The following is a 19,945-nucleotide window of genomic DNA, read 5'->3' on the forward strand; positions in this document are numbered from 1 at the left end:
AAAGAGCGGCTCAGTAGCTCTTCGGCAGGTCGAGCACCTTCTCGGCGATGAAGCTCAGGATGAGCTGCTCGGTGATCGGCGCGAGCCGGGTGATCGAGACCTCCCGGAACAACCGCTCGACATGATACTCCTTGGCATAGCCGAACCCGCCATGGGTCATGATCGCCTGCCAGGCGGCGTCGTGACCGGCACGTGCGCCGAGCAGCTTGGCACTGTTGGCTTCCGCACCGCACGGCCTGTTGAAGTCGTAGAGCCACGCGGCGCGCATCGCCATCAGCCATGCCGCCTCCAGATACATCCAGTTCTCTGCCAGCGGATGCTGGATCGCCTGATTTTGGCCGATCGGGCGATCGAACACGACGCGCTCCTTGGCGTATTGTGTTGCCCGGCGCAGCGCATCCTGACCAATTCCAATCGCTTCGACAGCGATCAGGATTCTTTCCGGGTTGAGGCTATGAAGGATGTAGGAGAATCCCTTGCCTTCTTCACCGATCCGGTCGGACTCGGGAATGAAGAGACCGTCGATGAAGATCGCATTGGAATCGACCGCCTTTCGGCCCATCTTCGGGATTCGCCGCACCTCGATCTTGGAGCGATCGAGGTCGGTGTAGAAGATGGTGATGCCGTCGGTCGGCCGCTTGCAGTCTTCAAACTTGGTCGTCCGGGTCAGCAGCATGATCTTGTTGGCGACCTGCGCGGTCGACGTCCACACCTTCTGGCCGTGGACGCGATAGCCGCCCGGCACTTTCTCGGCAAATGTCTTGATGCGTGTGGTGTTCAAGCCGGCGTCCGGCTCGGTGAAGCCGAAACAACATTGATCCTCACCCGAGACGAGCCGCGGCACCCAGCGCCGCTTCTGGTCGTCCGATCCCTTCACCACGATCGGATGCGGTCCGAACAGGTTGATGTGAACGGCGGATGCCGACGTCATGCCGCCGCCATGGCTGGCGACCTCATGCATCATGATCGCGGCCTCAGTGACACCGAGACCGGAGCCGCCATATTCCTCGGGCATGGTAATGCCGAGCCAGCCCGCATCTGCCATCGCACGATGGAATTCGCGCGGAAACGCGCCGTCGTCGTCGCGCGCCAACCAATATTCGTCGTCGAAACGCGTGACGACCGCGCGCACGCCCTCGCGGATCGCAGCGTGATCTTCGGGCACGTCGAGTTGGTTGGAGAACGATCTATTGTCCATTCGAATGTCCCTCCCCGACCGATGCCAAGGTCCGTCGCGCCGCGACCAGGTGCGGAATGTCGTACATCTTCCCATCGATCCCGACGGTGCCGACATCCGGCGCCGCAGCGAACGCCTCGACAACGCGGCGCGCATGCGCCAAATCGGACTCCGATGGCGTGAAGCACGAATTGATGGTTGCAACCTGATCCGGGTGGATCGCGACGCGCCCCACGAAGCCGTCGCGCCGCGCAAGGCGGCAGCTTTCCGCAAGACCGTCCTGATCCCTAAAGTCGGCATAGAGCGTATCCAGTGCCGCGACCCCGGCTGCGCCCGCTGCAAACAGGCATTGGGCGCGTGCCACCTGATATGGAAAGGTCCACGCCCCATCCGCCTCCTTGTTGGTGAGCGCACCCAGGGCCGCGCTCAGGTCTTCCGCACCCCAAGTCATCGCCACCAGTCGCTCGTTCTTGCGCGCGTAGCCGTTGAATCCGATCATGGCGGCCGGTGTCTCGGTCGCAACGACCAGTAGCTTGACATGCCCCGGCGAAACGCCGGTCGCGACCTCCAGCACATCGACATAGTGCGAAACCAGGTCGACATCCTCGATGCCGTTGACCTTCGGGATCAGAATGCCGTCGAGGCCTGGACGCACCACAGCCGCCAGATCCTCCAGCGTGAGCCCCGTGCCGAATGGATTGATGCGGACCAGGAACGACCAGTCGCGCGCCCCGCCGCCCAACAACCCCTTCACGGCATCCCGGGCAAAGGCCTTGCGCCCCGGGGCGACCGAATCCTCGAGATCGAGGATCAGTGCATCGGCGCCGATACCGGAGGCCTTGGCAAACTTGCGTTCGCTGTCGGCCGGCACAAAGAGAAGCGAGCGCAACTTCATGCTGGCCTCCGCATCATCAGTCCGCTCCGGCGGCAATAGACCACCTCCTCGTCCCGCTGATTGAAACCGCGATGTTCGAACGTCACGATGCCCTGCGTCGGACGCGACTTGCTTTCTCTCACGGCGATCACCTTGGTCTCGGCGCGCAGCGTGTCCCCGGCGAACACCGGGCGCGGAAATTTGGTATCTTCCATGCCGAGATTGCCGACCGTGGTTCCCAGCGTCGTGTCCTGGACCGACAGGCCGATGATCAGCCCGAGCGTGAAGATCGAGTTCATCAAGGGCTTCCCGAACTCGGTGCCCTTGGCATATTCGTGGTCGATGTGAACCGCCGCCGGATTGTAGGTCAGCGACGAGAACAGGATGTTGTCCATGTCCGTGACCGTGCGCCGGATCTCATGGACGAACGTCTGTCCGACCGAAAACTGCTCAAAATAGAGCCCCGCCATTGTTTGCCTCTTGCCATATCTTGCAGGGTGGAGCGGCGGCCGCGGCCGCCGAGATGTCCTTGTCTCCCGATCGATTTCTACCGTATACTCATATCGTACACAAGCGTACTAATTATGAGGATCGCTCATGTCCCCTCGCGAAAATCGACAGGTCCGGCTCACGGCGCGGCCGCGCGGGATACCGCAGACGGAACATTTCTCGCTGGTGACGGAGCCGGTGTCCGCGCCCGGCAAGGGCGAGATTCTGATCCAGAACCACTTTCTCTCCGTGGACCCCGCCCAGCGCGGCTGGGCCAATGACGAGGGGAACTATAGCGCACCCGTTCCTCTCGATTCGCCGATGCGAGCGCTTGCGGTCGGCGAGATCCTCGAGAGCAACGTTCAGGAGTATCGACCCGGCGACCATGTCTACGGATGGTTTGGCTGGCAGCGCTATTGCATTGCCAAACCGGAATCGATCCTCCGCCGCGTCACCCCATCGCGCCTGCCGCTGAGTGCAAATCTCAGCGTGCTCGGAATGAACGGCATCACGGCCTATCTCGCCTTTCACGGTCTCGGCGATCCAAAGCCAAGCGAGCATGTCCTGGTATCGACGGCGGCCGGCAGCGTCGGAAGCTTCGTCGGCCAGCTCGCGCAAATTGCCGGGTGCCGCGCGGTCGGGCTGACCAGCGCCGCCGACAAGGCTGCGTTGGCGAAGGCGCGCTATGGCTATCAGGACATGATCAACTATCGGGAGGCCTCCGACCTCGGCGCAGCCATCCGCACCGCGTGTCCCGACGGCAACGACATTTTCTTCGACAACACCGGCGGCTCCATCGCCGATGCCGCCATCCGGACCATGCGCTTGCGCGGACGCATCATTCAGTGCGGCACGGCCGCGAACGCGTCCTGGACCCCGGTCCCGACGGGACCGCGACCCGAACGTGAAATTCTCACGCGGCGCCTGCGATGGTCCGGCTTCATCATCTTCGATCATCTCGCCGAATTCGACGAGGCCGCGGCGCGCCTGGCCGAGCTCGCGCTTGCCGGGAAGATCGTCCATGACGAGGAGATCCTGCCGGGCCTCGAGCACGCCCCTGGCGCAATTGCCCGGCTTTATCGGGGCGACAACCACGGCAAGCTGATCATCGCGGTCGACTAGGCAGACTCGCTAGGCGCGGGCCTTGCGCTTCATCACTTCGGGCAGCTTGACCCGGTGGAATCCTTCGAACGGCATGCTGCGGCTGTGCTGCTCGAGCTGCCAGGTTGTGCGCGCATTCGGCGTTCCGCCATCGACGCGGATACATGAGCCGGTGATGTAAGCGGCGGCCGGCGAAAGCAGGTAAGTGATCGCGGCCGAGATCTCCGCTTCCGTTCCAAAGCGCTGCAATGGAACCCGCTCGGTGAAGTCGTGGAGCTTCTTCTGCATTTCCGGCGTGTAGGTATCGAAACCACTTGACACGATGCCGCCGGGAGCAACCGCGTTGACGCGGACAGCCGACGCCGACCATTCGCAGGCGGCGGTCTCGGTCAGGGTCAGCATGCCGCCACGCGCCGCCGCGGAATGGCCGAACTCCGGCCAGCCATGCCAGATGTCGGCGATGATGTTGACGATCGCCCCTCCATTGGCTTCCATCCAGCGGTTGTAGACCTCGCGCATGAAAATGAAGCCGCCGGTCAGGTTGTTGCGCACGACGGCATCGAACCCCTTGGTCGAGATCGCCTTCAAGGGAGCGCGAAATTGCCCGCCGGCATTGTTGACCAGTCCGTCGATACGACCAAATCTCGCGAGCACCGCGTCGATTGCGCCAATCACCATCGCATCATCGCGGATGTCACAGGCATGACTCATCGCCTGCCCGCCATCCTCTTCGATTTCACGCTGAACCTCGGTCAGCTTCTCCATCGTCCTGCCGAGGATGGCCACATTTGCGCCAAGGGCCGCAAGCTCGTGAGCGGTGCAGCGCCCGATCCCGCTGCCACCACCGGTCACGATGATCGTCTGGCCTTTGAACAGATCCGGCCTGAACACGGACTGATATGGCATCTCCCGGCTCCCTGAAGGTCTTGTTGCCCGTGCGGCTGCCTGGCTTATTCGCGTGGGCAGCAACGAGCATTGCTTCAGGAGATCGTACACTTTATTACTATCTGCAATCAAGGACAAATGAACTGATGGGAGCGCGCCTGTGAACCAGCCCAACACCATCGTCGTGGAAACCCGCGGCGCGATCGAGATCCTGACGTTGAACCGCCCTGCCCAGCTCAACGCCGTGTCGCCCGACATGATCGCGGAATTGACCGAATACTTCGCCGGGCTTTGCGACCGGCCGACAACGCGAGTCGTGATCCTGCGCGGCGACGGGCCTCAGTTCTCGGCCGGTGCAGAACTTGGATCGGATGCCTTTGCCGCACCCGGCAAGGGCCGACCGCAGCGCCAGCTCAGGATGCAGCAGAATTACTCCGGCGTGATCCGGTTGATGCGGTCGTGCCCGCAACCGATCATCGGGCTCGTCCACGGCGCGGCTTGCGGTGCGGGCTTCTCCTTCCTGCTCGCCTGCGATGTCCGGTTCGCAGCGCCCGACGCGCGAATGAACGCGGCCTATATCCGCATCGGCGTCGGAGGCTGTGACATGGGATCGGGCTACCTGTTGCCGCGTTTGGTTGGCCTCTCCGTGACCTCCGAACTGCTGCTGACGGGACGGTTTCTCAAGGCTGAGCGCGCGAAAGCGATCGGGCTTGTCAGCGACATCGCACCGCTCGACGAGCTGCTCGCAAAGGGTTTGGCGTTCGCCGAAGAGATGCTGCGGGTCTCCCCCATGGGCTTGCGCATGACCAAGCAGGCGCTCAACACGCTGATCGACGCACCCAGCCTCGATGCCGCCCTCATGATGGAGGACCGGCAGCAGGTCATTCTGCTGGAGACGCATGACCACGCGGAAGCCGTCGCCGCATTTCGCGAGCGACGGGATCCCACCTATTCCGACCAGTGAGCTACTTTGCGTTTTGAAACGCGGTTGCGAGCTCGCGCAGCTTGAACTTCTGGATTTTGCCGCTGGCGGTACGTGGGAGTTCGGCCACGACTTGGACACGTTCAGGCCAGAACTGCTTCGCCATTTTGGCTTCGCCCAGATAGGCCTGTACCGCGGCCAGGTCGATCGTAGCTCCAGCGCGAGGAACGATGAACGCGCAGCCCCGTTCCCCGAGCCGCGCATCGGGAAAGCCGACCACCGCTACGGCCGAGACGGACGGGTGCTTGTAAAGCATGTTTTCGATCTCGACGACCGGCACGTTCTCGCCACCCCGGATCAGGATGTCCTTCACACGACCCGAGATGCGGATGTACCCATCCTTGTCCACATAGGCGAGATCGCCGGAGTCGAACCAACCGTCGCTGTCGAACGTCGGAAGCTCCGGCCGTTTGTAGTAGCCCTTGAACATCTGCGCGCCGCGAACCAGCAGCCGCCCCGACTCTCCCGTCGGCGCGGGCTGTCCATCGGTATCGACGATTTTGACCTCCATCCCGTCCAGCGCCCGGCCGTCCGTGTGCGCCGATTTCTCGGCCGCTCGCGCCGGCTCGGTCAGCGTGCCGGACAGCACCTCGGTCATGCCCCAGAGCGAGCATACTTTGAGGCCGAGCTCTGCGGCGGCGCGCTCGATCAACATCGAGGGGATCGGCGCGCCGCCGCACAGGAAGGAGCGCAGACTCTTCGGATGTGGCGCTCCGTCCTTCACGGCGTCGCAGATATCGCTAAGGAACGGCGTCGAGGCTGCGGTATAGGTCACGCCTTCGCCAGCCATCAGGTTGACGCCACGCCTGGCTTCCCAGATGTCCTGAAGGATCATCGTGCCGCCGAGATAGACCGAAAGCAGCACGATCGCGGCATAGCCCGTCATGTGCCCGACGGGCGAAGCCACCAGCAAGACGTCGGTGGAGTCGAGACCGAACCGTCCCGTCAGCGCCTTGCAGCAGGCAACCAGCGAATTCGACGTGTGCATGACCCCCTTGGGCTCGCCGGTCGTGCCTGATGTGAACATCAGGACGGCCGTGTCGTCCGGGCGCAAACCCGAAGGAAGCTTGTCGGGGTCGGCCGACAGCAGCATCCGGTCGAAGGTCGTTTCGCCCTCGCCGTCGACGACGATCACGTGCTTGAGATGCGACAGGTCCGCACGCATGCCTCGTGCCATCGCGGCGTAGTCGAAGCCACGATAGCTCTTCGGAACGATGAAGACCTTGGCCTGACAGAAATTGAGGATATAGCCGAGCTCACGTTCCCTCAGGATCGGCATCACGGGATTCATCACGGCGCCGATCTTGCTGCACGCAAACGCGGTGACGACGAACTCCCACCAGTTCGGCAATTGTACGGTCACGACGTCGCCAGGGCCGACACCCAGCCGCAGGAGCGAGCTCGCGGCGCGATCCGCAAGCCTCATCAGTTCACCATATGTGAAGCGACGCGCATGCTCGCGATCCGCCCGGTCGGCGACGATGGCGACCTTGTCTGGCGCCCTTGCAGCGGCTTCGCTCAGTAACTGATCGACGGTCTTGTCGAGCCAATAGCCGGCTTCGCGAAAGCCGGCGTGAGATGCTTGAAGGGCGGAGGCCACGGTGATTACTCCCTCTTGCAGCGCTGTGTCCTTCCGGCTTCGCGGCCGGATTGTGTAGTTAATGTGTGTACGTTATGGCAGAGTACGATCTTGGGCCAATGGTCCAGATTGTCGCTTCCAACCACCGAGCCGGCGCTCATTTCCCTTCGAACACCGGCTTCCGCTTCTCGGTAAAGGCCTTGACGCCCTCACGGGCGTCCGCCGTTCGCGAAATCGCGGCGAGCGTCTGAGCCTCCTCCTCGAGCTGGCTTTCGAACGATCGATCGCTGGTCTGAGAGAACAGTCGCTTGATCGCACCAAACGCTTCCGTCGGCCCCGCGGCGAGCTCCCTTGCGATCCGGAGAGCCTCGGACTGCACGGCGTCATCAGGCACAACGAAATCCACGAGGCCCAGCGACAGCGCCGTTCCGGCATCGAGCGTCTCGCCAAGCAGGAAGAACCGTCTTGCGCGGGCAACGCCGATCCGGCGTGTCACGGTGGTCGTCGACCCGCTATCCGGGCTGAACCCGATCTTGGAGAACGCCGCGGAAATGCGAGCCGATTCCGCCATCACCACCAGATCCGCAGCAGCCATGAGCGACACGCTCCCGCCCGCGACATTGCCGTGAACGGACGCAACGACGGGCGCCCGCATCCGGACCATTCTCGCGATCGCCGCATGCAGATCGGCGGTCCAGGCCTTGATCGTCGCGGGTAGCGCCTCTCCCTGGCTCACCAGCGACGTCAGATCGCCACCGACGCTGAACAGGCGTCCTCGCGCCGAAAGTAGTACCGCCCGTACGTCGGCGCGCTCGCTCAGCTCCGAAATGCCAAGACCGAACTCACGACAAAACTCCCCGTCGATCGGATTGCCGCGCGTGGGCTGGGCCAGCTCGATATGAGCAAGCCCATTCTCGATGGTGCACGCGAAGCTCTTTGTCGGTATGGCCAGTCCCATAGAAGCCTCTTTGTTGTTGCTCCAGGATCAGATCGAGCGCGCCTGCTTTTCTTTTTGCACGGAGCTTTGAATGGCTTCGCGTGCGCGCTGCCAATCCGCCGCGGACAGCTTCGAAAGCCCCGCGAAGGTGCTGGGTGCCGCGAGATGGTGGCCGCCATCGATGCTGATCGTGTCGCCCGTGATGTAGCTGCAACCATCCGACATCAGGAAGATCAGGAGATTGCGCAGCTCATCCATCTTGCCGAAGCGGCGGAGCGGAACCTCGTCCGCCTGGGTCGCGCCGACGCCGGTTTCTGCCAGCGGATTCAGTTTGTCCCAGGCCCCCTCGGTCGGGAACGGCCCGGGCGCGATCGCATTGACGCGAATGTTCCTGGGGCCCCACTCGACAGCGAGCGACATCGTCATGGCGTGCACGGCCGCCTTCGCCATCGCCGCCGGCACCACGTAGGCCGATCCGGTCCATACCCAGGTGACGAGATTGCTGATGATCACGCCGGGCACACCGGCAGCAATCCAGCGCTTGCCGCAGGCCAGCGAGGTATAGAACGAGCCGTCCATCACCGTCGAGCGGACCGCCTCGTAACCACGCGGCGACAGGCTTTCGGTCGGTGCCAGGAAGTTGGCGGCGGCATTGTTGACGAGGCCCGTTAGCGGACCGTCCGTCCAAATGGTGTTCATCATCGCGTCGATGCTGTCGGGATCGCGGACATTGGCGAGCAGCGCAGACGCCTGCCCTCCAGACCGCGTACGGATTTCCTGTGCCGCCTCCTCGAGGACCTCTTTCCTCCGCCCGCAGATGTAGACATGGGCGCCATGCGCGGCGAACCCCACCGACATCTCCTTGCCGAGCCCGGTCCCACCGCCCGTAACCAGGATGCGCTTTTCCTTGAGCACGGCCGTGTCGAACATGTGCGACTTCCTTGCTGTGGCTGAACGCCTCGGCGGACGGCTGCTTCAGCAACCAATCGGACGGGGCCTCTACGGAAACTAATACACTAGCGTACTTCTTTTGTAAATCCGCTCCTCCGGCAGCAAATCGAGGGATTCGCGCCCGTTCTGTGCCCTTTCCTTTAAAATACGCTGGTGTATGGTATTAGTTGAACCTCTGAACCCCGACTCGACTTTCATGGGAAACATCAATGGCTGATCAGCCCGATTGGGATCTCCGGCTTGGATATCTCATTCACGACGTGTCGCGGCTCAGGAGGATGATGTTCGATCGCGCACTGGCGCCGCTCGGAATCACCCGTTCGCAATGGTGGGTCCTCGCTTTCATTTCGCGCAAGGATGGCCTTCCTCAGGTGCAGCTCGCCAACGAGCTCGACGTCGGGAAGGTCGCCGTCGGGGCCCTGATTGACCGTCTCGAAACATCCGGATTCGTGATACGCCAGGCCGATCCGGTGGACCGCCGCATCAAGCGCGTTTATGTCACTAAGCAGGCGCGCGGCTTTCTCGAGAAGCTCAGGAAAGAAACCGACAAATTCAACGCGAGAATCGTCAACGGGATTGATCGGAAGCAGCTTGAAGGCGCTGCGGAAGCGCTCCTTGCCATGAAGCACAATCTCCTCGCCATGTCGGACGGCACCGAGGCCCAGAGCGGAGAGGGCGAGGAAGATGCGCCGCCGTCCAAAACCCGGAAAAAGCGGCGGGCGGCGGCTTGACGCCAGCCACCCGCCTCAGGTGCTCCGGGAGGAGTTCCTCGGAAATTCATGAGGCGATGTCGCGTCCCCAGATATCGGCGTTGGGTCGCGCCTTCTGCATCAATTCCGCCACCTGAGGGCCGAGTTCGTTGGGATCCTCGACCGGGTCAATTCCCGGACCGGCGTGCCATCCTTCGGCGACCTTGAGAATTCCGTCGCCAGCCTCGAACACCCGGCCGGTCACATCGGCAGACTGCTCGCTTGCCAGCCAGACCACGATCGGCGCGACCCAGCGCGGATTTCGGCGCCTGATATCTTCCTCGCTGCGCTCTCTCAGACCCTCGGTCATCCGGGTTTGCGCCCTCGGAGCGATCGCATTCACCGTGATTCCATACTGCCGAAGCTCCATGGCGCTGATGACGGTGAAGGCGGCGATGCCCGCCTTGGCGGCTCCGTAGTTGCTCTGGCCGACATTGCCGAAAAGCCCTGAAGCCGATGACGTATTGATCAGGCGCGCGCTCACCGGAGCTCCGCGCTTCTTGGCCTCCTGGCGCCAATATTGCGCGGCGTGATGAGACGGCGCGAAGGTGCCCTTCAGATGCACCTTGATGACAGCGTCCCATTCCGCCTCGGTCATGTTGACCATCATGCGGTCCCGCAGGATGCCGGCATTGTTGATGAGAACGTCGAGCCGTCCGAACGTGTTGATCGCGTCATCGATCAGGGCCTTGGCGCCGGCCCAATCGCTGACGTCGTTGCCGTTGACGATGGCCTCGCCGCCGGCGCGTTTGATTTCATCGACGACTTCCCGTGCGGGCGAAATATCCGTTCCCTCACCGGCTGCCGAGGCACCGAGATCGTTGACCACCACCTTGGCCCCCTGCTCGGCCAACATGAGGGCATACTCGCGCCCCAGCCCGCGGCCACCTCCGGTCACGATCGCGACCCGCCCGGCACAAAGCTGTCCCATAAACCGTCCCTTTCCTCAATTCTTCGCGTCGCCGCTCATGACGTCGCCAAACAGTCGCCAATTCGTCCCCTCGAACCGCATCAACTGCCATTGCTTGATCGGCGCGAAATCGGCAGGCGAGGTGTTCAGCCGAATACCGGGCAGCAGCATGCCGAGTTCGACCTGCTTGAGATTGGAAGCATGGCGCATGATGTTCTCGCGCGTGAGCTCGTCGCCACACTGCTTCAGGAGATAAACGAGCGCCTGCGCCGTGTTGTAGCCATTCACGATCAGTGTATCGCTGCGATCGGCGCCGGCGAAATAGCCGTCAAGAAATCCGTTGAGCTCCTTCAAGCCGGCGTCGTCCTTCCACATCGGATCGCCGGGATCCTTGAAGTAAGCTGCCGAGATCAACCCTTGCGCATTCTCAAACCCGGCCGGCTTGATCACACTACCGGTCGAGGCCGACACATAGCTGAGAATATGGAGCGGCTTCCAGCCGAGCTCCGACACCTTCTTGATGGCCTGGGCTGCGAACTTTGGCGTGGCGATATCGAACAGCACGTCAGCCCCGGTGGCCTTGAGCTTGACGAGATGGGAGTCGATGGTCGGTTCGGACACATCGAACGCCTCTTCGGCGACAATCATGGATGCGGCTTTGTCGCCGAGCGCCAGTTTGATTCCCTTCAGGTAATCCTTTCCGAAGTCATCGTTCTGGAAGAAGATCGCAATTTTCGCGGCGGGTCGCTCGCGCAGAACGTACTTCGCGTAGATATAGCCCTCGGTCTCGTAGCTCGGGGTAAATCCCATCGTCCATGGGAAGTTCTTCGGATCGTTCCATTTGGCGGCACCGCTCGACACGAAGAGCTGAGGCACCTTCTTGGCGTTCAGATATTTCTGGACGGCTGAATTCGAAGCCGTGCCAAGAGCATTGAAGACGAGCAGAACTTCCTCGCTTTCGACCAGACGTCTTGTCTGCTCGACGGTCTTGGGTGGCGAGTAAGCGTCGTCATAGGATAGGAACACGATGCGTCGACCGTTGATGCCTCCCTCCGCATTGACCTTGCGGAAATACGCGTCCTCGGTCTTGGCGACCATGCTGAAGGCAGATGCCGGGCCACTATAGGGCGATGTGTTGCCAATCCTGATTTCCGTGTCGCTGACGCCGGGGCCATATTTCTTTTCGCCGGCATCGGCCCGACCGGACATCAAGCCGGCCAACGCCAGCGTCGCCGCCAGGACTATCGCAGTGCGAGAGCCGGCCGCTCGGAGCCCAGTCCGTCCGGACAATTCCCCGACGCTGGCCCTATGGCTCGACCGTCTGTCGCTCGAAATCACGGCGCAACTCCCTGCCCGGCATATCCCGCGATCGGGCGGCTTCTATTTCGTACACTTGTGTACTATATGACAGAGCACGATTGCAACAGCCATTGGCTCGATCGTGAACGGCCTGCGGTGAGCATGGACACCGAAGGGTCTTGGCGAACGGAGGACACATTGAACCTCGAAGCTCTACAGAATTTCCGTTTTGAGCCGGTCTCGCAAACGTGCACCCGGCGCGACACGATGCTTTACGCGCTCGGCCTTGGCTATGGATCCGATCCGCTCGACCCGTCACAGCTCAATTTCGTCTACGAGCCCGACCTTCGCGCGGTACCCTCAATCTGCTGTGTGCTCGCCCATCCAGGTTTCTGGGCGAAACGGCCGGAGCTCGGCATTGATTGGGTCCGATTGCTGCACGGTGAACAAAGCTTCGAGATCCACAATCCGATTCCGGCGGAGGGCACGGTCACGGCGAACTACGAGATTTCTGCTGTAGCGGACAAGGGCGCGGGCAAAGGTGCCATTCTGCATCTCGTCAAGACGCTGAACGATGCAAGCGCAAAGCTGGCGACCGTCCGCAGCGTGCTCTTTCTGCGCGGCGATGGCGGCTGCGGCAGTTTCGGCACGGTCCCGGCAGAGATCCCTCCCCTGTCCGAAGACAATCCCTCGCGAACCACCGATATCACGACCTTGCCGCAGAGCGCCCTGCTTTACCGGCTGAGCGGCGACTACAATCCGATTCATGCAGATCCCGGAGCCGCTGCCAAGGCCGGCTTCGAACGGCCTATCCTGCACGGCCTGTGCACGCTCGGAATTGCGACGCGAGCGGCGCTCGCGAGCTTTGCGGACGGCATGCCCGAACGTCTGAGGTCGCTTTCCGCCCGCTTCAGCAAGCCGGTTTTTCCCGGCGAGACCATCCGAACCGAGTTCTTCGCCACGGGTGATCAAATTCGCTTCCGCGCAAGGGCGGTCGAGCGAGATGTCGTCGTGCTCGACCGTGGTGCGGTCACTCTGCGCCGTTGAACTACTTCTTTTCGATCTTCGCGATCTCGACGATTTCGGCCCAGCGGCGCGTATCCGCAGCCTGGAACGACCCGAGCTCGTCCGGCCCCGCCGGGAACGGCTTCGCGCCCACGGATTCCAGATATGTATCCGTCTCCTTGCTGCTGACGAAGGCCAGCACGACCTGACTGAGCTTCGCGACGATGTCGGGCGGCGTGCCCGCACGCACGAAGACGCCGACCCAGGCGGTCAGCTCGGCTCCCGGCAATCCGGCTTGCGCGAGCGTGGGAACATCAGGCAGTCCCTTGAGCCGTTCGCTGCTCGTCACCGCAAGGACCCGCAACCGACCATCCTGGATCAAGCCTTGCGCGCTGGCGGGATCGGCGAAAACGCAATCGATTTCGCCACCTAGGACGTCGGTCAAGGCCTGCGGCATGCCGCGATAAGGCACGTGCTGCATCTCGATTCCGGCTCTGGAGCGAAACAGTTCCGCAGCACCGCGGCTGGAGGTGTTGCCGCTCCCGAAAGACACCGGCTTCGGCCGCGACTTGGCGAGAGCGATGAACTCCTTGATGTCCTTCGCGGGAAAGTCCGGCTTGACGCTCAGCATCATCGGAATGGTCATGATGCCGGCGACCGGTGCAAAATCCGCCTTCGGATCATAAGGCATGGCATTGAACAGGCTGACGTTGGCCGCCTGTGTCGAGTTGGTCGTGACAAAGACCGTGTAGCCATCGGCGTCGGCTTTGAGGACAGCAAGCGCGGCAAGGTTGCCGTCGGCACCGGGCTTGTTCTCGACCAGCACCGTCGCGCCGGTCTGGATACGAATGCTTTCCGCAAGATGCCGCGTCACTCCATCGGTCGCACTGCCGGCCGGGAACGGCACGATGAGATTGATCCTCCGCGACGGGTAAGGCTCAGCCGAAGCCTGCTGCCAGCCCATCATTCCGGCCGACGCGGTTGCGAGCCACAGCACGATTGCAATGCGAAACCGCATGAATTCTCCTGAATTGCGAGGCTGTTGACGCTGACGCGCCCGAATTCGGCTCACATCAAAGTCCTGCTTTGTTCTGATCGTACTCTACCTTACGATATATGAGAACATTCGTTTACAGGCAGGACGTCCGGTTTTCCGCACTCGTCCGCTCAACCTCCCACTCGCGGACATTCCTGCCTCATACAGCGATTTCCAGGATCTCCCATCGAATTTGATGCTACCGCTGCTATTCGCACGGCCGCGATTGGCCGCCGGTCTTCTGGAGTTCGATCCGGTCGATGAGGCCGAACAGTGCGTCGTCGATCTCGAGGTCAGCCGCGAAATGCATGGGATCGGCATGGCCGCAGATCACGTCGGCAAAATGCCAATTTGCGCTTCCGAGCACCCGGTCCCCGGCAAGAACCGCGATCTTCAGCGGATGATCCGCGCCGACGCCACGGGCGCTCTGGTAGCCGTCTGCAACGCAGTACAGCTCGACCCGCACCGTGCTCTGCGAGATTTGTTGAACCGATAGCTCTATGTCGCAGAAGCCGAATGCCGGATCGTCATCCGACCCGTCGGCATAGAAATAGAACGCGCCGATCACGCCATGCGCGCATTTGCCGAGCTTGCGGTCTTTCGGCACCTGAGCGTCCGCGCGCGCCGGTGTCCGCGGAGGTAACGGACCGAGCGAGCAGAACTGGGGATAAGAATAGCAATTCGTCATCTCTTTCCTCACCCATCAAGCCCAAGCCAGCGCCTGGCATTTGCCGTGAGGTCCTGTCTCGGCATAGCCAGCGAGCGCTCGGCAAATTCCGCCGGCCGATCCTGCTTGATCGTGAACGGATAGTCCGATCCGACAAGGACCCGCTCCCGGCCCACCTTGTTCGCCAGGAACTCCAAAGCCGGCTTATCGTAGAGGATGCTGTCGAAGTAGAACGCCTTCACGGTCTCCTCGGGATCGCGCGAAAACAGGCTGTCCAATGGCGGTCCGATGCCGCGAGCGTGCCTCAAGCGCGGCAATATCCAGGGCAATGCGCCGCCGCCATGGCTCAGCATGATCCGGAGCCGAGGAAAGCGCTCCATCACGCCGTTCGTCATCAGCGAGACCGCGGCGAAAGCCGTCTCGAGCGGAAATGCGGCGACGGCCGCGAGCTCCGGCCGACCTCCCATGCGATCAAGCCCCGCCGGATGGAGGGGATGAACCATGACCGCAAGGTTCGCCTGTTCGGCCGCCGCATAGACGTCATGCAGCCGCTCGTCACCGAGCGCAACGCCGTTGATATGGGTGCCGATCTCGAAACCACGCAGTCCCCAAGATTTCAACTCGTCCAGTCGCTTCACCGCCAGCCCGGTGTCCTGCATCGGCAACATGCCGATACCGATGAAACGCCCGCGCTGGCTCCCGCAAAGCTCCGCAATTCCTTGATTGATATGACGGCCCAAGGCGTCGGCATCGTCCGCAGGAAACCAGTGCGACAGCAATTCGGGCATCGGCGAGACGACCTGGACGTCAACATCGTCCGCCGCCATGTCATCGATGCGGCGAGCCGCATCCCAACTCCGGGAATCGATCACACGAAACACTTTTCCGCCGACCATCACTGCCGCTGCGCCGTCGTCGCCCCTCAGCTCGACCGAGGGCCACAGCGGATTGCGCCCGACCGCCGCTGGAACGTTTCGCGGGACAAAATGCGTATGGGTGTCGATCGCCTCAGCCAAGGCTCGTTTCCTCTGATTTGTTATGCACTGCAGCGCGCCTTTCCCGACTGCGAGCGGTCGCATCTGTAATTCACTTTACAAGCAGGTTGGACTGTTTTTATTATGAACGCAATCGAAGAATGATTGCGGACCGGCTTTTGCGATCTCGCAGGGCTCCGCAACGGGAGCGAAACTGAATTGCTGGCCGCATCAGCACATATCGTGATTGCAGGCGCCGGACAGGCCGGCGGACGCGCGGCCGAGGCACTGCGGGCGCGCGGCTTTCAGGGCGCGATCACGATGCTGGGCGAGGAACCGCACCCACCCTATGAGCGACCGCAGCTCTCAAAGGACATGCTGGCGGCCGCTGACACGCCGGTTACCTACATCAAGCGGGCCCAGGATTGGAGCGACGTTCTGGATGTTCGGCTCGAGACCCGCTCGCCAGTCACCGATTGCGATGCGGATCGCCGCACGGTGACGACGGCCGACGGCCGCATCTTCGCGTTCGACCGTTTGCTGATCGCGACCGGGACCCGGCCTCGCCGCCTCGACCGGCTCGAAGGCCTCGGGCCCGAGGTGCAATATCTTCGCAATGTCGAGGACGCGCTCCGCTTCCGCAGATCGATCCGCGACAAATCACGCATCGTCATCGTGGGCGGCGGCGTGATCGGGCTCGAGGCGGCCTGCGCCGCGGCAAAGCATGGATGCAGCACGACCGTGATCGAGAGCGAGCCGCGGCTTCTTGCCCGCGCGCTTCCCTCCCTGGTCAGTGACATCGTCGCCGCCAAGCACCGCAGCCACGGTGTCGAATTCTTCTTTGGATCGACCGTAATTAGCGCGACGCCAAGCGGCGTCCGGCTCAGCAATGGCGCGGAAATCCGTGCCGATCTCGTCCTCGTCGGCATTGGCGTCGAACCGGTCGCGACCGTTGCCGAACGGATCGGCCTTCCCGTCGCCGCGGGCATTGCGGTCGATGCGTGCGGACGCACAGCCGCGCCGGGCGTCTTCTGCGCGGGAGATGCCGCCCTGCAATGGAGCCGTTGCCACGGCCGCGACATCCGCGTCGAGACCTGGGCCAACGCTCAGAACCAGGCCATCGCGGTCGCCGGCAACATGCTCGGCGAGCAGAAGGACTATGTCGATCCGCCGTGGTTCTGGACCGACCAGCACGACCTCAACATCCAGGTTGCCGGCGACATGCTCGACAGCGACCACATTATCCGCGGCGACCCGGCATCCGGCCGTTTCTCCGTCATCGCGATGCGCGGCGCCGACCTGGTCGGAGCCCTGTCGGTGAATGCCGCCAAGGACATGGCGATGCTGCGCCGGCTGCTCGCGGCAAACAAGCGCCCTGTCCGCGCTGATCTGGAGTCGCCCGCCTTCGATCTGCGGGCTGCATTGAAATGAAGAACAGAACCTTTTGAGGGAGATGCCCGCAATGAATGCGTTCGAGCGGATGAACACGGCGCTCATGGTCGACGAGGCCAAACAGATTTTCAAGGTTTCGCGCCAGGCTTTCGTCGATCCCGACATCCTAGCGGCCGAGCGAAGCCGGATCTTCGACAAGTGCTGGCTCTATCTCGGCCACAGCTCGGAGGTTCCCAAGCCGGGCGACTTCGTCACGCGCCAGGTCGGCGGCCGCAACATCCTGTTTGCGCGGGATGCCAAAGGTGCGCTGCGCGCCATGTTGAATACCTGCCCGCATCGCGGCGCGCAGGTGTGCCGGGAGAAGCACGGCAACGCAAAATCATTCCAGTGCTTTTACCATGGTTGGGTATTCGGTCTCGATGGAGCTCTGCGGAGCCAGCCGGGCGAGGCATCCTACGCACCTGATTTCAAGGAGCGCAGCACCTCGAACCTGCAACAGGTGGCGCGGTTCGAAGGTTATCGCGACTTCAACTTCGTCTGCTTCGACAAAAATGCCGAGAGCCTGGACAACTATCTCGGCGCCGTGAAGGAATATCTCGACGTCATCGCCGATCAGGCCGAGGCCGGCATGACCATCGTCGGCGGCACGCAGGAATATTCCATGCGCGCCAACTGGAAGCTGCTGACCGAGAATTCAATCGACGGCTACCACGCACTGACGACGCACGCGACCTACTTCGATTATCTGAAAGCCACCAACGGCGGCCTCGCGCCCGTCCCGCTCGAGGGAGCAGCACGCGATCTCGGCAACGGCCATGCCGTGCTGGAGTACAAGGCGCCATGGGGACGCCCGGTGGCGCAATGGATCCCGATGTGGGGCGAAGACGGCAAGAAGGAAATCGACCGTCTCTATCAGGACCTCGTCAAGCGGCATGGCGAAGAGCGGGCCAAGCGCATCGCACTGTTCAACCGCAACCTGTTCGTCTTTCCCAATCTCGTCGTGAACGACATCATGGCCGTGACCGTGCGAACCTACTACCCCGTCGCGCCCGACTTCATGAACATCAGCGCGTGGGCGCTGGCACCGAAGGAAGAGACCGACTGGGCCCGCAAATATCGTCTCTACAATTTCCTTGAATTCCTGGGCCCCGGCGGCTTCGCCACGCCAGATGACGTCGAAGCGCTTGAGCAGTGCCAGCGCGGCTTCCGCAACTCGGCAGAAGCCCAGTGGAACGACATCTCCAAGGGCATGGGCAAGCCCGTTCCGGCCTACGACGACGAGCTGCAGATGCGCGCGTTCTGGTCGAACTGGAACAGGCACGTCTTCCAGACGTCAATCTGAGGGGGCAGGATATGCAGAACATTTCCCGTGCCGACATCGAGGACTTCCTGTTCGCCGAAGCAGACCTGCTCGATGAGTGGCGACTGCCCGAGTGGCTCGAACTTTTCACCGAAGACGCGATCTACTACGTCCCGTCGACCGATGTTGCGCCGGACTCGTCGCCCGACAAGACTCTCTTCTACGTGGCAGATGACCGCTTTCGCCTCTCAGAACGTGTCAAGCGGCTGATGAAGCGAACGGCGCACGCCGAATTCCCGCACTCCCGCACCCGGCACCTGGTGAGCAACGTCCGCATTCGCAATCGCAGCGAGGCCGAGCTTGAGGTCGGCTCCTCCTTCATCACCTACCGCACCAAGGACGGCATCACCGACACTTATTTCGGCAGCAACCGTTACCGGATCGTCGTCGAGAACGGCCGTCTGAGGATCAAGGAAAAGCGCTGCCTTCTCGACAGCGACGGCCTTCGCACGCAAGGCCGCGTCAGCATCATTCTCTAGCGAATTCGGATCAATGGACAAGAAGCTTCACAACAATGTCGCCATCGTGACGGGCGCGGCCAAAGGCATCGGCCTGGCAATCGCCGAACGGCTCGCCCGCGACGGGGCCAAACTCGTTATCGCCGATCTGGATGAAGGCGGCTTGAGGCAGGCATCGAGCCATCTGAGGGTGGAATACGGCGCCGAGGTCGCGAGCTGCGCCGGTGATCTGTCCGAGCAAGGCACGGCTGAAAAGACCATCAACCTCGCCAGCGAGGCCTTCGGGCGGCTCGATATCCTCGTCAACAACGCAGGCGGCGGCATCATCAAGCCCTTTGCCGAGCAGACCCCCGAGACACTCAAGACCACGATCGACCGCAATCTGTGGACCGTGCTGTGGTGCTCCTGGTACGCCGTTCCGAAAATGCGAGCCCGGCGCTACGGGCGCATCGTCAATCTCGGCGCAGATTCCGTACGCAACGGCCTCTGGGATCATGCAGCTTACAACGCGGCCAAGGGCGGCGTGCACGGGCTCACCACCGGCATGGCACGCGAGTTTGCCAAAGACGGCATCACTATCAACACTGTGGCGCCCTGCGCCGTCAACACACCTCAGATGGTCGCGATCACCAAGAGCGACCCGAAGCTCGCCGCAAAATTCGTCAGCGTCATTCCCATGGGCCGCCCGGCGGAGATGGAGGAAGTCGCTTCCATGGTTTCCTATCTTGCCTCCGCCGAGGCTTCGTTCGTGACCGGTCAGGTCATCAGCGTCAACGGCGGCAGCACGATGCTCTAGGTTCATGCAATGGGTCAGACAGTCATTCTGTGCGCCGCTGACGATGTCGCCGAAGGCGAAATCAAGCAAGCGCCACTGCCCGACGGCTCGAACGTTGCCCTCTATCGTGTCGAGGGAGCTATCTATGCGACGGCGGACATGTGCACGCATGGCGAAGCCTCACTGTCCCTCGAAGGGCTCCTGAACGGAAAAACCGTGGAGTGCACATTCCATTTCGGGACCTTCGACGTGACCACCGGCGAGCCGACCGGTATGCCTTGTGAGATTCCGCTGAAGACCTATCCGGTGACAATCGTCGACGGAAAGATCCAGATCGAGGTTTGA

Annotated in this window: 21 protein-coding genes; 9 read left to right on the forward strand and 12 right to left on the reverse strand. The window is 62.3% G+C overall.

All coding sequences use genetic code 11. The features are described 5' to 3' along the window. Nucleotides 1-10: 10 nt before the first annotated feature. Genes IVA81_RS02105 through IVA81_RS02115 form a run of 3 tightly spaced genes read right to left on the reverse strand, consistent with a single transcriptional unit; the run spans nt 11 to nt 2,521 of the window. Nucleotides 11-1,198, reverse strand: coding sequence for an acyl-CoA dehydrogenase family protein (locus IVA81_RS02105; RefSeq protein WP_247311532.1), 1,188 nt, complete (start codon nt 1,196-1,198; stop codon nt 11-13). After that, the gene (locus IVA81_RS02110; protein ID WP_247311534.1) at nt 1,188-2,072 is read right to left on the reverse strand and encodes a CoA ester lyase; all 885 of its coding nucleotides are present in this window, start codon (nt 2,070-2,072) and stop codon (nt 1,188-1,190) included. The genes IVA81_RS02105 and IVA81_RS02110 overlap by 11 nt, the downstream gene beginning before the upstream one ends. Further along, a complete protein-coding gene (locus IVA81_RS02115; protein WP_247311537.1) occupies nt 2,069-2,521 on the reverse strand; it encodes a MaoC family dehydratase in 453 nt (150 codons plus the stop codon). The genes IVA81_RS02110 and IVA81_RS02115 overlap by 4 nt, the downstream gene beginning before the upstream one ends. 127 nt (nt 2,522-2,648) lie before the next feature. Here IVA81_RS02115 and IVA81_RS02120 point away from each other — a divergent pair, with 127 nt between their 5' ends. Next, nucleotides 2,649-3,662: an NADP-dependent oxidoreductase gene (locus tag IVA81_RS02120; protein WP_247311540.1), complete on the forward strand. Its 1,014-nt coding sequence runs from the start codon at nt 2,649-2,651 to the stop codon at nt 3,660-3,662. A gap of 9 nt (nt 3,663-3,671) precedes the next feature. Here IVA81_RS02120 and IVA81_RS02125 read toward each other — a convergent pair whose 3' ends face one another. Further along, nucleotides 3,672-4,547 (reverse strand): SDR family oxidoreductase, encoded by an 876-nt coding sequence (locus IVA81_RS02125; protein WP_247311543.1) that lies wholly within the window; start codon nt 4,545-4,547, stop codon nt 3,672-3,674. Between the two features lie 139 nt (nt 4,548-4,686). Between IVA81_RS02125 and IVA81_RS02130 the strand changes: the two genes are divergently transcribed. Continuing rightward, the gene (locus IVA81_RS02130; protein ID WP_247311547.1) at nt 4,687-5,490 is read left to right on the forward strand and encodes an enoyl-CoA hydratase/isomerase family protein; all 804 of its coding nucleotides are present in this window, start codon (nt 4,687-4,689) and stop codon (nt 5,488-5,490) included. A gap of 1 nt (nt 5,491) precedes the next feature. On the opposite strand, the gene IVA81_RS02135 is transcribed toward IVA81_RS02130, so the two are convergent. The 3 genes from IVA81_RS02135 to IVA81_RS02145 form a co-directional block, all read right to left on the reverse strand. Next, nucleotides 5,492-7,108 carry an AMP-binding protein gene (locus IVA81_RS02135; RefSeq protein WP_247311550.1) on the reverse strand — a complete coding sequence of 539 codons (1,617 nt, stop codon included), beginning with the start codon at nt 7,106-7,108 and terminating at the stop codon, nt 5,492-5,494. 136 nt (nt 7,109-7,244) lie between these two features. Next, nucleotides 7,245-8,045 (reverse strand): enoyl-CoA hydratase-related protein, encoded by an 801-nt coding sequence (locus tag IVA81_RS02140; RefSeq protein ID WP_247311552.1) that lies wholly within the window; start codon nt 8,043-8,045, stop codon nt 7,245-7,247. 27 nt (nt 8,046-8,072) lie between these two features. Continuing rightward, nucleotides 8,073-8,954 (reverse strand): SDR family oxidoreductase, encoded by an 882-nt coding sequence (locus IVA81_RS02145; RefSeq protein WP_247311555.1) that lies wholly within the window; start codon nt 8,952-8,954, stop codon nt 8,073-8,075. A 302-nt stretch (nt 8,955-9,256) separates the two neighbouring features. On the opposite strand from IVA81_RS02145, the gene IVA81_RS02150 reads away from it, so the two are divergent. Next, the gene (locus IVA81_RS02150) at nt 9,257-9,706 is read left to right on the forward strand and encodes a MarR family transcriptional regulator (protein ID WP_247311601.1); all 450 of its coding nucleotides are present in this window, start codon (nt 9,257-9,259) and stop codon (nt 9,704-9,706) included. A gap of 46 nt (nt 9,707-9,752) precedes the next feature. Here IVA81_RS02150 and IVA81_RS02155 read toward each other — a convergent pair whose 3' ends face one another. Together IVA81_RS02155 and IVA81_RS02160 are read right to left on the reverse strand one after the other, a co-directional pair. Beyond that, nucleotides 9,753-10,655 (reverse strand): SDR family oxidoreductase, encoded by a 903-nt coding sequence (locus tag IVA81_RS02155; protein WP_247311558.1) that lies wholly within the window; start codon nt 10,653-10,655, stop codon nt 9,753-9,755. Between the two features lie 15 nt (nt 10,656-10,670). Continuing rightward, nucleotides 10,671-11,843 carry an ABC transporter substrate-binding protein gene (locus tag IVA81_RS02160; protein WP_247311561.1) on the reverse strand — a complete coding sequence of 391 codons (1,173 nt, stop codon included), beginning with the start codon at nt 11,841-11,843 and terminating at the stop codon, nt 10,671-10,673. Nucleotides 11,844-12,095: 252 nt separating this feature from the next. Between IVA81_RS02160 and IVA81_RS02165 the strand changes: the two genes are divergently transcribed. Continuing rightward, nucleotides 12,096-12,980 (forward strand): MaoC/PaaZ C-terminal domain-containing protein, encoded by an 885-nt coding sequence (locus tag IVA81_RS02165; protein WP_247311564.1) that lies wholly within the window; start codon nt 12,096-12,098, stop codon nt 12,978-12,980. 1 nt (nt 12,981) lies between these two features. Here the strand turns inward: IVA81_RS02165 and IVA81_RS02170 are convergent, their stop codons facing one another. The 3 genes from IVA81_RS02170 to IVA81_RS02180 all read right to left on the reverse strand — a co-directional run bounded on the left by IVA81_RS02170 (nt 12,982) and on the right by IVA81_RS02180 (nt 15,657). Continuing rightward, entirely contained in the window at nt 12,982-13,956 is a 975-nt protein-coding gene (locus IVA81_RS02170) for a tripartite tricarboxylate transporter substrate binding protein (protein WP_247311567.1), read from the reverse strand. A gap of 226 nt (nt 13,957-14,182) precedes the next feature. Further along, nucleotides 14,183-14,662 (reverse strand): hypothetical protein, encoded by a 480-nt coding sequence (locus IVA81_RS02175; RefSeq protein ID WP_247311570.1) that lies wholly within the window; start codon nt 14,660-14,662, stop codon nt 14,183-14,185. Between the two features lie 8 nt (nt 14,663-14,670). Next, nucleotides 14,671-15,657 carry an amidohydrolase family protein gene (locus IVA81_RS02180; RefSeq protein WP_247311573.1) on the reverse strand — a complete coding sequence of 329 codons (987 nt, stop codon included), beginning with the start codon at nt 15,655-15,657 and terminating at the stop codon, nt 14,671-14,673. Nucleotides 15,658-15,834: 177 nt separating this feature from the next. Between IVA81_RS02180 and IVA81_RS02185 the strand changes: the two genes are divergently transcribed. Genes IVA81_RS02185 through IVA81_RS02205 form a run of 5 tightly spaced genes read left to right on the forward strand, consistent with a single transcriptional unit; the run spans nt 15,835 to nt 19,945 of the window. Then, nucleotides 15,835-17,046 carry an FAD-dependent oxidoreductase gene (locus IVA81_RS02185; RefSeq protein ID WP_247311575.1) on the forward strand — a complete coding sequence of 404 codons (1,212 nt, stop codon included), beginning with the start codon at nt 15,835-15,837 and terminating at the stop codon, nt 17,044-17,046. Nucleotides 17,047-17,077: 31 nt separating this feature from the next. Further along, complete coding sequence (locus tag IVA81_RS02190) at nt 17,078-18,349, forward strand: aromatic ring-hydroxylating dioxygenase subunit alpha (protein ID WP_247311577.1); 1,272 nt, start codon at nt 17,078-17,080, stop codon at nt 18,347-18,349. Nucleotides 18,350-18,360: 11 nt separating this feature from the next. Beyond that, nucleotides 18,361-18,846 (forward strand): aromatic-ring-hydroxylating dioxygenase subunit beta, encoded by a 486-nt coding sequence (locus IVA81_RS02195; protein WP_247311578.1) that lies wholly within the window; start codon nt 18,361-18,363, stop codon nt 18,844-18,846. 13 nt (nt 18,847-18,859) lie between these two features. Continuing rightward, on the forward strand, nt 18,860-19,621 hold the full coding sequence (locus tag IVA81_RS02200; protein WP_247311580.1) for an SDR family oxidoreductase: 762 nt from the start codon (nt 18,860-18,862) through the stop codon (nt 19,619-19,621). Between the two features lie 9 nt (nt 19,622-19,630). Then, nucleotides 19,631-19,945: a non-heme iron oxygenase ferredoxin subunit gene (locus IVA81_RS02205; protein ID WP_247311582.1), complete on the forward strand. Its 315-nt coding sequence runs from the start codon at nt 19,631-19,633 to the stop codon at nt 19,943-19,945.

Source organism: Bradyrhizobium sp. 141, from assembly GCF_023074055.1.
Taxonomy (GTDB): domain Bacteria; phylum Pseudomonadota; class Alphaproteobacteria; order Rhizobiales; family Xanthobacteraceae; genus Bradyrhizobium.